The 13,630-nt window shown below is 63.2% G+C and carries 9 protein-coding genes; 8 read left to right on the forward strand and 1 reads right to left on the reverse strand.

Annotated elements, in window-relative coordinates; translation table 11 throughout:
• Positions 1-73: 73 nt before the first annotated feature.
• Together ACJJV2_RS02025 and ACJJV2_RS02030 are read left to right on the forward strand one after the other, a co-directional pair.
• Positions 74-1,030 (forward strand): DMT family transporter, encoded by a 957-nt coding sequence (locus tag ACJJV2_RS02025; protein WP_405277957.1) that lies wholly within the window; start codon positions 74-76, stop codon positions 1,028-1,030.
• Between the two features lie 228 nt (positions 1,031-1,258).
• On the forward strand, positions 1,259-1,921 hold the full coding sequence (locus ACJJV2_RS02030) for a response regulator transcription factor (RefSeq protein WP_043333788.1): 663 nt from the start codon (positions 1,259-1,261) through the stop codon (positions 1,919-1,921).
• 145 nt (positions 1,922-2,066) lie between these two features.
• Here the strand turns inward: ACJJV2_RS02030 and ACJJV2_RS02035 are convergent, their stop codons facing one another.
• Positions 2,067-6,065, reverse strand: coding sequence for a NahK/ErcS family hybrid sensor histidine kinase/response regulator (locus ACJJV2_RS02035; RefSeq protein WP_405277960.1), 3,999 nt, complete (start codon positions 6,063-6,065; stop codon positions 2,067-2,069).
• Between the two features lie 553 nt (positions 6,066-6,618).
• Between ACJJV2_RS02035 and ACJJV2_RS02040 the strand changes: the two genes are divergently transcribed.
• The 6 genes from ACJJV2_RS02040 to ttcA all read left to right on the forward strand — a co-directional run bounded on the left by ACJJV2_RS02040 (position 6,619) and on the right by ttcA (position 13,514).
• On the forward strand, positions 6,619-6,876 hold the full coding sequence (locus ACJJV2_RS02040; protein WP_043333789.1) for a DUF4212 domain-containing protein: 258 nt from the start codon (positions 6,619-6,621) through the stop codon (positions 6,874-6,876).
• 90 nt (positions 6,877-6,966) lie between these two features.
• Positions 6,967-8,769 carry a sodium:solute symporter family protein gene (locus ACJJV2_RS02045; RefSeq protein WP_054556853.1) on the forward strand — a complete coding sequence of 601 codons (1,803 nt, stop codon included), beginning with the start codon at positions 6,967-6,969 and terminating at the stop codon, positions 8,767-8,769.
• Positions 8,770-8,921: 152 nt separating this feature from the next.
• Positions 8,922-10,892: a DUF294 nucleotidyltransferase-like domain-containing protein gene (locus tag ACJJV2_RS02050; RefSeq protein ID WP_405277962.1), complete on the forward strand. Its 1,971-nt coding sequence runs from the start codon at positions 8,922-8,924 to the stop codon at positions 10,890-10,892.
• Positions 10,893-10,920: 28 nt separating this feature from the next.
• Complete coding sequence (locus tag ACJJV2_RS02055; protein WP_405277964.1) at positions 10,921-11,565, forward strand: 3'-5' exonuclease; 645 nt, start codon at positions 10,921-10,923, stop codon at positions 11,563-11,565.
• Between the two features lie 532 nt (positions 11,566-12,097).
• Positions 12,098-12,319, forward strand: a complete 222-nt coding sequence (locus ACJJV2_RS02060) for a hypothetical protein (RefSeq protein ID WP_043333792.1) — start codon at positions 12,098-12,100, stop codon at positions 12,317-12,319.
• A gap of 229 nt (positions 12,320-12,548) precedes the next feature.
• Entirely contained in the window at positions 12,549-13,514 is a 966-nt protein-coding gene (gene ttcA, locus ACJJV2_RS02065; RefSeq protein ID WP_082388814.1) for a tRNA 2-thiocytidine(32) synthetase TtcA, read from the forward strand.
• Positions 13,515-13,630: the final 116 nt, after the last annotated feature.

The following is a 13,630-nucleotide window of genomic DNA, read 5'->3' on the forward strand; positions in this document are numbered from 1 at the left end:
CGCATGTGCCCGCGGAGTCCGTTCGCGCCTCGCTGTGCATTTCCCCAATCAATTCATGATCAAGGCCGCCCCCATGTCAGCAGGCAAGTCGGATGCATCCTGCCCCGCCTCTCAGCCAGCCAGTTCTCCCGTCGCCGCGTCGTCCACTGAGGGCGAGAATCGTCCTCGCGCCGTCATCCTGATGTGCCTGTCGGCGATCTCGTTCGCGCTGATGGGGGCGATGGTCAAGCTGAGCGGCGACCTGCCGCTGTTCGAGAAGGTCTTCGTGCGCAACCTGGTCAGTCTCGGCGTGGCGGTGGTGATGGTGCGCATGGCGGGCGCGCGCCTGCTGGGCCATTGGCATCACCAGCCGATGCTGATGGCGCGGTCACTGATCGGCCTCGGCGGCGTGATGAGCTTCTTCTACGCCATCGATCATCTGCTGCTGGCAGATGCGACTATTCTGAATAAGCTATCGCCGTTCTTCGTCAGCCTGTTCGCCGGCCTCTTCCTGGCCGAGCGCCTTGGTGGCTGGCGGCTGGTCGGCATGCTGGTCGCCTTCTCTGGCGCGGCGCTGGTCATCAAGCCGCAACTGGCATTTGCCGAGGGCGGAGTGGAGGCATTGTTGCCCGCCATGGTCGGGCTGGGTTCGGCAATGCTGGCGGGGGCGGCCTATACGCTCATCCGTGCGATGAGAGGGCGCGAGGCCTCGGCGACCATCGTGCTGCATTTCTCGCTGGTTTCCAGTGTGGTGACATTGGTGCCGATGTTGATGAATCCGGTGATGCCGAGCGGCCCTCAGGCGCTGGCCTTGCTGGGCATCGGCATCTTTGCGGCCGGCGGTCAGATTCTGATGACCACCGCCTATCGCCTCGCACCGGCGGGGGAAGTGTCGATCTATTCCTATCTGACCATCGTGTTTTCGGCACTGGCGGGCTGGGCCATCTGGGGGGAGGTGCCGGATATCGCCAGTCTGATCGGCTTCGTGCTGATTGCCGGTGTCGCATTGATCGGCTGGCATGCCAGTCGCGTTGCGGGTAGGGTTGTCTGACTCACCATCCCCAGGATGCTGTCAGAATCAGCGCACGGATTGTTCGCTCGCCGGGCATCAATCCGTGCGATACTCGTGTTCCCCGAGCGAAACATCAGTACATCTTCCGATGGTGGGCTGCTTTGTTAAACGCACGTTTTATGGGGTAACATGCCAGAAAATAACGGCGATTGTTGACCGGCCAGGAAGGTCGGTGATGATCACCATCGGGGTTTTGGAGGAGACTCAATGGCCTTTGCCCAGAAGTTCATCGTTGCAGACGATCACCCGCTCTTTCGTGCCGCACTGACCCAGGCGCTTAGACAAGTCGCCTCTCAGGCGGAGATCGTCGAGGCTGACAGCATGGAAGCGACCAACGAAGTCGTTGCCCGCCATCCCGATGCCGACCTGATCCTGTTGGACCTGCACATGCCGGGAGCCCACGGCTTCTCCGGTCTGATCCAGTTGCGTGGCCAGACACCGGACATCCCGGTGGCGGTCGTGTCCGGTAGCGAGGAGCCCTACGTGGTGCGCCGCGCCATCGATTATGGGGCCTCCGGCTTCATTCCCAAGTCCGCCAGCCTCGACGTCATCGCCGAAGCCATCGGCGAGATCCTCGAAGGTGAAGTCTGGCTGCCGACGGATATCGCCGAGGCCATGGGCGAGTCTTCCGAGGATGAATCGCGCTTCGCCGAGGCGATCGCGTCGCTGACGCCGCAGCAGTTCCGCGTGCTCAACATGCTGACGGAAGGTCTGCTCAACAAGCAGATCGCCTATGAGCTGAATGTGTCCGAGGCCACCATCAAGGCCCACGTGACCGCCATTCTGCGCAAGCTGGGCGTGCATTCGCGCACCCAGGCCGTCATCGCGGCCCAGCGTCTGGAAGTCGAGCCGCCGAAAGTCCGCTCCTGATCCTGCGTCAGCGCTTGAGCTGAGGCTCTCCTCGAGAGTCGCGCCTTCAAGCCACAAAAAGCCCGCCCTGTCGCTGACAGGGCGGGCTTTTTGCGTCATGGATAAAAGAGTTAAGGACGAAAGAGCGACAGGCCAGCCCGCCTGATCAGGGGGCTGGATCATCCGTCGCGGCGTCGGGGGCGTCACTCGCGCCACTGGTGTGCTTCTCGGCGCGATTGGCCTGCAGGGTGCGCGTCAGCAGCGCACGCAGTGCGGCGGGTCGTACCGGCTTGAGCAGCAGGTGATAGCCCGCACGGCGCACTTCCTCGGCGACCTCATCGGTGCGGTCGGCGGTGATCACGATGCCCGGCACCGAGCCCGACAGACGTTCATCCAGCGCGTCCAGCGCCATCAGGCCAGTCACCTCGTTGTCGAGGTGGTAGTCGGCGAGGATGGCATCCGGATCACCATCCAGGTTGCGGATCACCGACTTGGCGCCGCCGATCGAGGTCGCCGTGAACACCTCGCAACCCCAGCCGGACAGCATCGCCTTCATGCCCTCGAGAATCAGGCTCTCGTTGTCGATGCACAGGACACGAGTGCCGGTCAGCTTGTTGCCGGCGCGCTTGCGAGCCGGCACGGCATCCGGCAGCTCGGCCGCCGGCAGCTCCTTGCTGATCGGCACGCTGACGGCGAAGACGGTGCCGATGCCGACCCAGCTGCGCACCGTGATCGGGTGGTCGAGCACCCGGCTCATGCGTTCGGCGATCGACAGCCCCAGGCCGAGACCCTTCTCGCTCTCCTTGTGACGCTCGGTCTGATCGAGACGCCGGAATTCCTGGAAGATCTCGGTCAGCTTCGACTCGGGAATGCCGGGGCCGGTGTCCCAGACCTCGATGCGAATGCGATCGCCCAGACGGCGACAGCCCAGCAGCACATGGCCCTGACGGGTATAGCGCACCGCGTTGGAGAGAAAGTTCTGCACGATACGTCTGAGCATCTGGCCATCGGAATCCACTGCCAGCTGCGTCATCACCACTTTCAGGTCCAGCCCGCGGTCTTCCGCCATCACCTCGAACTCGGCCTTGAGCGGCTTGAGGATGTCGGAGAGGCGGAACACGCTGCGGCGTGGCGCCAGTGCCCCGGCATCCAGCTTGGAGATGTCGAGCAGGGTGCTGAGCAGTTCCTCGGCGGCCTGCAGCGAGTTGTCGATGTGATTGGTGGTGGTCTTCATCTCGCCTTCGACCTGCTGGGCGAGGGCGGAGGTGAACAGACGCGCCGCATTCAGTGGCTGCAGCAGGTCGTGGCTGGCCGCGGCCAGGAAGCGCGTCTTGGAGGCGTTGGCATCCTCGGCCAACTGCTTGGCCTGACGCAGTGCCTGCTCGGCCTCGGCGCGCACGCGGTTCTCGGTGCGCAGGGCCTCGTTGACCTGTGACAGCTCCTGGGTACGCACGCGCACGCGCTCCTCCAGGTTCTCGTTGGTCTCCTTGAGGGCGATCTCCGCCAGGCGTCGCTCGGTGATGTCCTGATAGAGCGCGAAGAAGCCGAGGATGTTGCCCTTGGTGCTGAAGTGCGGCGTATAGGTGACCAGCATGTAGCGCACACCGCCTTCCGGGGCTTCCAGCGAGATCTCGAAGGAGACGCGCTCACCGGACAGCGCGCGCGTCATCCACGGCGCGCGTTGGCGATAGATATCTTCCGGCATCGCCTCTTCGGCGGGCTCGCCGATCACGGCGGTACGGTCGATGCCCATCACCGCTTCATAGGCACGGTTGGTGAAGAGGTAGCGACACTCCTTGTCGAAGTAGGCGATCAGCGCCGGCACGTTGTCGGTGTAGATGCGGATGTTGTTTTCCGAGCGGATCAACGCCTCTTCGGTGCGCTTCTGCTGGGTGATGTCCTGATAGGTGTAGACGAAGCCGCCACCGGGCATCGGGTTGCCCTGGATCTCCATCACGCTGTCATCCTGGCGATAGCGCACGTAGCGGTGCGGCTCGCCGTTGCGGATGGCATCCAGCAGCTGGTCGACGTGCTCTTCGGGGTCGCCCGGGCCGTATTCGCCGTTGTGGGCGTTGTAGCGGAAGATGCGATCGATGGGCGCGCCGACCCGAATCAGGTTGTCAGGGAAGCGGAACATGTCCAGGTAGCGCTGGTTCCACACCACCAGGCGCATGTGCTGGTCGACCACGCTGATGCCCTGGTGGATGTTCTCGATGGTCGCCTGCAGCAGGGCGCGGTTGAATTCGAGCACCTGCGAGGCTTCATCGACGATGGAGATGACATCCGAGATGCCGATACCGCGACCCTGCAGCGCCGAGTTGACGACGATGCGTGCCGAGGAGGCACCGAGTACCGAGGCCAGGAAGCGTTCGGTGAACTGGATCAGGTCGATGGAGGCGCGTGCATGCAGCTCCAGCGGCTGGCCGCTGCGGCGTGCGTAGTCCTCGAAGGCGCGCTCGACCTGCTCGTGGCTGAGGAAGCGTTCGCACAGGACGCGCAGGTCCGAGACGGAGGTGGAGCCGGTCCAGGGGCGCGAGACGCTGGTCTGGCGGGTCTCGACACTGTCGACGAACAGCGAGGCCTGGATGCGCTCGACCACGCGCTGCGGCGTCATCTGCGAGACGAAGATGTAGCAGAACAGGTTCAGGCCGAGCGACAGCATCACGCCGTGGGTCAGCGGGTCATTGAAGCGGAAGCCGAACAGGCCATGCGGCGACAGCCAGTCGATGCCCAACGGCCCTTGGTTGACGATCTCGGTCGGCATCAGGCCCGCCTGTGCCAGTGCCGGCACGAGCAGGGTCCAGGCCCAGACCGCGAAGCCGACATTCAGGCCGACGATGACGCCGAGGCGGTTGCCGCGCTTCCAGTAGAGGCCACCCATCAGCGAGGGCGCGAACTGGGCGACGGCGGCAAACGACAGCAAGCCGATGGCAGAGAGGGTGCTGTATTCGGCGATCAGCAGATAGAAGCCGTAGGCCAGCGCCAGGATCATCACGATGGTCAGACGGCGCGCCAGCAACACGATATGGCTGTAGTCGCGCGCCTCGGTATCGAACCAGCGCAGACGGAACAACAGCGGAATCACGATCTCGTTGGAGATCATGATCGAGACCGCGACGGCGGCGACGATCACCATGCCGGTGGCGGCGGAGAAGCCGCCGATGAAGGTCAGTAGGGTCAGCCAGGTCTGGTCCGCTGCCATCGGCAGCGCCAGCACGAAGCTGTCCGGTGACACCGAACCATCGGGGAACATGGTCAGGCCGGCGGCGGCGATCGGCAGCACGAAGAAGGAGATGGCGACCAGATAGATCGGGAACATCCAGCGCGCACGGCGGGCGTCATCGTGGTGGGTGTTCTCGACCACCGCGACGTGGAACTGACGCGGCAGGCAGAAGATCGCCAGCATCGCCAGCAGCGTCTGGGCCCAGAAGCCGGTGCCGAAGGTCTGGGTCTCCAGCTGCTGTTGCAGCTCCAGATAGGTATCGGCCTTGGTGAACAGATCGCCCAGGCCATTGAACATGCCCCAGGTGACATAGACGCCCAGGGTCAGGAAGGCGACCAGCTTGACCAGCGATTCGAAGGCGATCGCCTGCAACAGGCCGACATGGTGCTCGGTGGCGTCGGTGTGGCGGGTGCCGAACAGGATGGCGAACAGCGCCATGATCGCCGCGACATAGAAGGCGGTATCGCCCAGCCAGGCGGTTCGCGTGACATCGCTGGTGTCGGTGAGTACCTGATAGGCACTCGAGACGGCCTTCAGCTGCAGGGCGATGTAGGGCAGGGTGCCGACCAGGGCCACCAGCGAGGCGAACACCGCCAGCGACTGCGTCTTGCCGTAGCGCGAGGCGATGAAGTCGGCGATCGAGGTGATGTTCTGGCGCTTGGCGACCCGAATCATCTTGAGCAGGATCGGCCAGAACAGCAGACAGGCCAGAATCGGCCCGATGAAGATGCTCAGATAACTCCAGCCGCTGGTCGCGGCCTGCCCGACGCTACCGTAGAAGGTCCAGCTGGTGCAGTAGACCGCAAGCCCCAGACTGTAGACCGCTGGGCGCCGATTCGGCGACCCGTGTTTCTTGGCGTTGCGATCCCCCCGCCATGCAATCGTGAACAGCACCGCGATATATGCGAGTGCCACTGCGATCAGCCACCAACCCTGGAACATGTCGCTCTCCTCTCTGGAAGCGCCATTCTACGCAGCCCCGCCACGAGTCCCAAGCACTGTGCATGACAGACTCGGCGTCTTGAGAGTCGTGGGGAAGAGGCTGTGTCATCCATTGCCACGCAGACGCCTCGATGATTGGCGTCAAGAAGCCGGAAATGGCGTCTGCACTTCGGGCCTGTTTTCCGGCATCGGCCAATGTCATGCGCGCAATACGCCGAAGCTTTCACCGATCATTCTTCGCCCATTTGGCCAATAGACCAAGGGATTGCATCTTTAGGATATTAATCAACTTGTTGATTTAAAAGGAATTGCATCGTTCTCAACTTTGCTCCATCAGGGGTGACTGACATTCTCGACTAAAGTCAGCCTGCAACGTTGCAGGGCCTTGTCTACTGTCAGATTCGAGTCGCCAAGTTTCCTGTCATGCCTTGAAAGGCGCAGGAAATACCCATCAACCGCCGAGAAAGGATCATCCACTGATGGGTGGTCATCGATCTCTGGATCGCCAATCACTCCACTTCGCCAATCACAATAACAATGCGAGAACACCATCATGAAGGAAGCGAATGCCAAGGCGTATTGGTCCGCCAATATCAAACTGATCATGGGCTATCTCGTGGTCTGGTTCGTGGTGTCCTATGGATGCGGGATATTGCTGGTGGACGTGCTGAACAACATCCAGTTCTTCGGTTTCAAGCTGGGCTTCTGGTTTGCGCAACAGGGGGCGATCTACTTCTTCCTCGCGCTGATCATTCTGTATGCCCGTTCGATGAACAAGCTCGATGAGCGCTTCGATGTTCACGAGCAATGAGTCAGTGACACGCCGGGCACAGGCCGCTCGTCGTGCCGCGCCGTTGTGTGAATAAGAACAATATGATCGACATCGCCAAGGACACTGCCAATGGATGTTCAACTGCTGACCTATCTGTTCGTGGGCGCGTCATTTGCGCTCTATATCGGGATCGCGGTGTGGTCGCGAGCCGGTTCCACCAAGGAATTCTATGTCGCCGGGGGTGGCGTTCACCCCATCGCCAACGGGGCAGCGACCGCCGCTGACTGGATGTCGGCGGCCTCGTTCATCTCGATGGCGGGCATCATCGCCTATGTCGGCTATGACGCCTCCGTCTACCTGATGGGCTGGACCGGCGGCTACGTCCTGCTGGCCATGCTGCTGGCACCGTACCTGCGCAAGTTCGGCAAGTTCACGGTGCCGGATTTCGTCGGTGACCGTTACTACTCCAGCGTCGCGCGCACCGTGGCGGTGGTCTGCGTCATCTTCATTTCCTTCACCTATGTCGCCGGCCAGATGCGCGGTACCGGCATCGTCTTCGCGCGCTTCCTCGAGGTGGACGTGAACGTCGGCGTGGTGATCGGCATGGCGATCGTCTTCTTCTATGCGGTACTCGGCGGCATGAAGGGCATCACCTATACCCAGGTGGCCCAGTACTGCGTGCTGATCTTCGCCTTCCTGGTGCCGGCGGTGTTCCTGTCGATCATGATGACGGGCCACGTGCTGCCGCAGACCGGTTTCGGCGGCACCCTGGTCGATGCCCAGGGCAATGACACCGGCGTCTATCTGCTGCACAAGCTTGATCAGGTGGTGACCGATCTCGGCTTCCGCGAGTACACCGAGGGTTCCAAGTCCACCATCGATGTCTTCTTCATCACCGCCGCGCTGATGTGCGGTACTGCGGGCCTGCCTCACGTCATCGTGCGCTTCTTCACGGTGCCGACGGTCAAGGATGCGCGTATCTCCGCCGGTTGGGCGCTGTTCTTCATCGCATTGCTCTACACCACTGCGCCGGCCGTGGGTGCCTTCGCGCGGGTGAATCTGGTCGAGACCGTCAACGAGACGGCCTATGAGGAGCTGCCGGGCTGGTTCTACAACTGGGAGAATACCGGGCTGATCGGCTGGGTCGACAAGAATGGCGACGGCATCATCCAGATGCGTGGCGGTGATCCCTTCGCGGGCAAGCCGAGCTACGAAGGCAGCGCCGACAGCCAGGCGGCCCGCGGTGAGTACGGTCAGCGTCTGGTGAGCAACACGCCTACCGACAACGAGAGCGAGGTCTACATCGATCGCGACATCATCGTGCTGGCCAACCCGGAGATCGGCAACCTGCCGGCATGGGTCATCGCACTGGTGGCGGCGGGTGGGGTGGCGGCAGCACTCTCGACGGCGGCCGGTCTGTTGCTGGTCATCTCGTCGGCCATCTCGCATGACCTGCTCAAGAAGACCTTCAAGCCAGACATCAGCGAGAAGCAGGAGCTGATGGCGGCACGCATGGCGGCGGCCGTGGCCATCGTGATCGCCGGCTACTTCGGTATCAATCCGCCAGGCTTCGTGGCGCAGGTGGTGGCCTTTGCCTTCGGGCTTGCGGCATCGAGCTTCTTCCCGGTCATCCTGCTGGGGATCTTCTCCAAGCGCATGAACAAGGAAGGTGCCATCGCGGGCATGCTGGTCGGCCTGGTCTTCACCTTCAGCTACATCGTCTACTTCAAGTTCATCTCGCCGGAACTCAACAGCGCCGAGAACTGGTTGCTGGGTGTGTCGCCGGAGGGGATCGGCTCGCTGGGCATGGTGCTCAACTTCGTCGTCGCGGTCATCGTCTGCAAGATGACCCCGCCGCCGCCCGAGCACATCCAGCATATCGTCGAGGACATTCGTGTTCCGCGCGGGGCCGGAACAGCAGTGGATCACTGATTCAGGCAGCAGGGCCTGTTCGCGCAGCACGCAGCATCGGCGCGAACAGGCCCCCGTTTCCCGAAGCCCCGTCTTGCACCTGCAGGCGGGGCCTCGTGGTTTGAGGGCTCGTGCATCGATCAGCGGTGCACGTGCAGAGGGGAGTCGCTGTCATGCAAGCGTCACTGGTGGATATCGCGTTCGAGGAGCCGCCGTTCAGTCTGCTGGATGAGCGTCTTCGGCAACGGCTGGCCGAAGGGGTGGACCTTCACTATTTCGAGGCGCTGGCGCAGCCGCTGGTGCCGGGGGCCGTCGGTGAGGCGGTCTACATCATTCACAAGGGCGAGGTGGCGGAACTGGCCGCCGATTCGGCACTGCCGGATGCCGCCACGCTCGACAAGGCGCAGCGCGAGGGACTGGATGCCTGGGTCAGCCTGCGCATCGGTCATTACACCGCGGGGGACCTGTTCGGGGCGCTGACGCTGCTCAATGGCCATTGCCGCACCCGCTTCGTCTGCGAGCAGGAGACGCTGTGCTACCAGCTGCCCGCAGAGCTGTTCTTCTCGCTGTGCGACGAGTGTCCTGCCTTCGGTGAGTACTTCCAGCACAGCCTGAGTGACAAGGCGCGGCTGCTGGCGGCGCAGCGTGACACCCGTCAGGGCGCGAGTCGCGACCAGGCGGGCTTCATGCTGGCGCGGGTGATGGACTGCATGCGTCCGCCGCTCAAGCTGGCGGCCAGCGCCAGCATCGAGCAGGGCGTCAAGGCCATGCAGACGGCGGGGGCGGACAGCCTGATCATCACTGTCGAGGGCCGTCAGGGCGTGGTGACACGCACGGACCTGCTCAATGCGCTGGTGATCCAGGGCTTGGCTGCCAATCATCCGCTCGCCTCGCTGGGCAGCTTTGCGCTGGTGGCGGTCACGGCGGAGGAGTATCTGTTCCAGGCGCTGGTGCAGATGACCCGCCACCGGGTCGCGCGGGTCGTGGTCAAGGAGCGCCTGACGCCTGACGCGGCGGTCGTCGGGGTCATCGAGCTGACCGACGTGCTGGGGTTCTTCTCCAATCGCAGTCAGCTGGTGAGTCTCGAGATCGAGCGCGCCTCTGACATGGCGGCGCTTGAGCAGGCCAGTGCGCGTCTGCCGGAAATGGTCAGGGCGCTGGCGATGCAGGGAGTCCACATGCGCCATGCGATGGCGCTGTTGAGTGCGCTCAACGGGCGCCTGATCGAGCGCACCTTCGCCATGCTGGTGGCGGAGGAGCACCGGACCTCGAGTTGCCTGATGCTGATGGGCAGTGAAGGGCGCGGCGAACAGATCCTCAAGACCGATCAGGACAATGGGCTGATCATCGCCGATGGCCACCAGTGGCCCGAAAACGAGGACACCCTGCAGCGCTTCAGTGACGCCCTGGCGGGTCTCGGCTATCCACCATGCCCGGGCAACATCATGGTCTCCAATCCGGAGTGGGTCGCCACCGAGTCGCGCTGGCGCGGCAAGATCGCACGCTGGTGCGCCGGGCGCGATGGCGAGGCGCTGATGAATCTGGCCATCGTCTTCGATGCGCGCGCCAGCGGCGGCAATGAAGCGCTGGTCGACAGCTTGCGCGGCCACCTGGTGCGTCACGCCACGCGCGATGAACTGCTGCTGTCGCACTTCGCGCGCCCAGCGCTGCATTTCTCGACCCCGCTGACGCTGTTCGGCTCCTTGCGCTCGCCGCGACACGGCATCGATATCAAGAAGGGCGGCATCTTCCCCATCGTGCATGGCGTTCGCACCATGGCGCTGGAACGCGGAGTGATGGCCACCGGCACCTTCGCGCGGCTTGAGGCGCTGGTCAGTGATGGGCGTATCGAGGCCAGCGACAGCGCCGACCTTGCCGAGGCATTGTCACTGTTTGCCGAGTTGCGTCTGCGCCAGCAGCTGCGCCATCTGGAAGAGGACGAACATGGCGCTGCCGCCGGCGGGGCTGGCGACTCACGAAGGGATGGCCAAGACAAGACCACGGCGGCGCGTGAGGCGGGGAGTCGCAACCTGATCATCACCCAGTCATTGTCCTCGTTGGAGCGTGATCTATTGCGCGATGCCCTGAGTCGGGTCAAGGACTTCAAGCAGCGCCTGTCACATCGTTATCACCTGGAATACTGAACCGGCCTCAGGGCCGAGGGGAGGTGGCATGTTCGAACAACTGAGACGCGCCAGCGATCGTCGTCGTCATGCGCAGGGCGAGTTCGCCGAGCTCTTTCGTCCCTGGCATGCCGCCGAGCGGGGCGGGGAGCGTGTGGCGCTGGACTGCGAGACCACCAGTCTCGATGTCGGCCACGCCGAGCTGGTCTCGCTGGCGGCGGTGCGTTTCGATGCGCGCCATATCCATACCTCCAGCGCGATGTCGCTCTATCTACAATGCCCGCAAGGGCTGCAGGGCGACTCGATTCGCATCCACCGCCTGCGCGGTATCGATCTGCATGGCGGAGAAGCGCTGGGCGATGCGCTGCGACAGCTGCTGGAGTTCATCGGCAATCGTCCGCTGGTGGGCTGGTGCATCGACTTCGATGTCGCGGTGATCAACCGTCACCTGCGGCCACGCTTCGGCTTTGATCTGCCCAACCAGCGTCATGATCTGGCGCGCGATTACGCCCGGCGCTGCAAGCATGAGCAGCCGGATGCTGCCCCGGACCTGCGCTTCGAGGCGATGGCTGATGCCCTGGGTGTGCCGGTGATCGGTCGCCACAGCGCGCTGGGGGACGCCGTGACCAGTGCGCTGATGGCGCAGCGCCTGATGCAGGCACCGCTGTCGCCCTCGCTGGCCAGCCAGGCCTGAGCGGGGCTTATGTCAGGAGCTTATGGCAGGTGCTCTGGCAGGGGCTCAGGCAGGGGGCTGGGCAGGCGCTGGATGCGTGTCAGGCCCGGTATCAGACGTCTCATCAGCCGACATCATCCTCAAGGCTATTATTCCAAGGTCTGTTGCCGGAATGTCCAATGGCCCGGCTCACTGCCTTTGTCCACACTGGCTGCCATACGACACGCCCACTGCGGCGAGAGATCGACTCTGATTACACGCCAGTGCACTACCGGCCAGCAGGACGGCCAAGCCATGCAGGATGCAAGACCGAGCAGCTTTGATAACCATAATGAAGCGGCGACAGCGAGCAAAGGCCATGCGTGTCAAGGACCTGCTGTCAGCCAGCCTCTGTCAGGCCTGAGGACGGCATCATTCTCTTCAGGATCGTCATCACTGCGCCAGGTGATGACTGTCGGGCCCCGGGCATCTGCTCGGGGCCCGGCTTCAGATAAGGCATCCGCCCGCGATTGCCTTCCTTATGACTCAGGGGTACTTGCCCACGAGGTGCGACATGCTGATCGCGACCAATACGCTGTTGATTCTTGGCCTGGCCATCGTACTGTTTGCCTACGGCCTCTATATTCGCCGGACACAGGACATGCGCGGTGTGCTGATGTTCTGGTCACGCAAGCTTGCGCTCACTGCGCTTGAATTCAGACTGCAACGCTTCGGTATCCTCGTGATGCTGGGCGGGGTGGTGATCCGCTATCTGGAAGTGCTGCGCTTGTTCTAGCCTGCGCCTTTTCTAGCTTGCAGGAAGTCCGCGCAAGCGCCGCTGTTCCCCACGGCGCATGCCACACGCCAACGCCCGCTGACTGCGGGCGTTGGCGTATCTTGCGTCGGCGTCACGCCACCTGGCCCGACAGGGGGCAGGCACCCCCGCCTGAAGCACGCTGCCTCTGTGACCGTCTACTGGCCAATGCTAGACTGTGCGCCCTTCCAAACTGCCATCCTGATGCCCCATGTTCACACCCGATAGCGAGCTTTCGTCCAGCCCCACTGATGCGGCCACTGCCAAGCGCGAACTGAACAAGTTGCAGAAGCGCCTGCGGCGCAATGTCGGTACCGCCATCACCGATTACGGCATGATCCGTGATGGTGACAAGGTGATGGTGTGCCTGTCCGGGGGCAAGGATTCCTACACCATGCTGGATATCCTGATGAACCTGCAGCGCAATGCGCCGGTGCAGTTCACGCTGGTGGCAGTGAATCTCGATCAGAAGCAGCCCGGCTTCCCGGAACATGTGCTGCCGGCATGGCTCGAGTCGGTGGGCGTCGAGTACCACATCCTCGAGCGCGACACCTATTCCATCGTCAAGGAGAAGGTGCCGGAGGGCAAGACGACCTGCGGGCTGTGCTCGCGCCTGCGTCGCGGCTCGCTGTATGGCTTCGCCGCCGAGATCGGCGCGACCAAGATCGCCCTCGGCCACCACCGCGATGACATCCTCGAGACGCTGTTCCTGAACATGTTCTTCGGTGGCAAGCTCAAGACGATGCCGCCCAAACTGCTCTCCGATGACCAGCGCCATATCGTGATTCGCCCGCTGGCCTACTGCCGTGAGTCCGATATCGAGGCCTATTCCAACGCCCGCGAGTTTCCGATCATTCCCTGCAACCTGTGCGGCTCGCAGGAGAATCTGCAGCGTCAGGTGGTCAAGGAGATGCTGCAGGACTGGGAGAAGAAGCATCCGGGGCGGCTGGAAACCATGTTTCATGCCGTCACCTCGGTGGCGCCGTCACACCTGGCGGACCGCGACCTGTTCGATTTCGCCGGCCTGGATGAGCAGCGTGACCGCTTCCAGGCCTCGCGCATCGATGCGCTGGACATGAGTTCCGAGCAGGCCGGCATGGCCGATGACCTGTTCGAGGCCGAGCGCCGCGTCAAGCCGCTGGCCGACTCGGCGGCCTCGCTGGGGCATGAGCTGTAAGCCACGCGCCCCTGGCCATCGTCAGACATCATGAACGCCACCTCGCTTGCGGGGTGGCGTTCTGCGTTTCAGGCGGTCTGCTGCCATCCCGGCCTTGATGGATGGCGCACCTAGCG

It is taken from the genome of Cobetia sp. Ld8 (assembly GCF_045066615.1).
Lineage (GTDB): Bacteria > Pseudomonadota > Gammaproteobacteria > Pseudomonadales > Halomonadaceae > Cobetia > Cobetia amphilecti.

What these genes read in the sequence shown, in the direction of transcription:
- ACJJV2_RS02025 (WP_405277957.1), top strand. Translation starts at nt 74, where the DNA reads ATGTCAGCAGGCAAGTCGGATGCATCCTGCCCCGCCTCTCAGCCAGCC.
- ACJJV2_RS02030 (WP_043333788.1), top strand. Translation starts at nt 1,259, where the DNA reads ATGGCCTTTGCCCAGAAGTTCATCGTTGCAGACGATCACCCGCTCTTT.
- ACJJV2_RS02035 (WP_405277960.1), bottom strand. Translation starts at nt 6,065, where the DNA reads ATGTTCCAGGGTTGGTGGCTGATCGCAGTGGCACTCGCATATATCGCG.
- ACJJV2_RS02040 (WP_043333789.1), top strand. Translation starts at nt 6,619, where the DNA reads ATGAAGGAAGCGAATGCCAAGGCGTATTGGTCCGCCAATATCAAACTG.
- ACJJV2_RS02045 (WP_054556853.1), top strand. Translation starts at nt 6,967, where the DNA reads ATGGATGTTCAACTGCTGACCTATCTGTTCGTGGGCGCGTCATTTGCG.
- ACJJV2_RS02050 (WP_405277962.1), top strand. Translation starts at nt 8,922, where the DNA reads ATGCAAGCGTCACTGGTGGATATCGCGTTCGAGGAGCCGCCGTTCAGT.
- ACJJV2_RS02055 (WP_405277964.1), top strand. Translation starts at nt 10,921, where the DNA reads ATGTTCGAACAACTGAGACGCGCCAGCGATCGTCGTCGTCATGCGCAG.
- ACJJV2_RS02060 (WP_043333792.1), top strand. Translation starts at nt 12,098, where the DNA reads ATGCTGATCGCGACCAATACGCTGTTGATTCTTGGCCTGGCCATCGTA.
- ttcA (WP_082388814.1), top strand. Translation starts at nt 12,549, where the DNA reads ATGTTCACACCCGATAGCGAGCTTTCGTCCAGCCCCACTGATGCGGCC.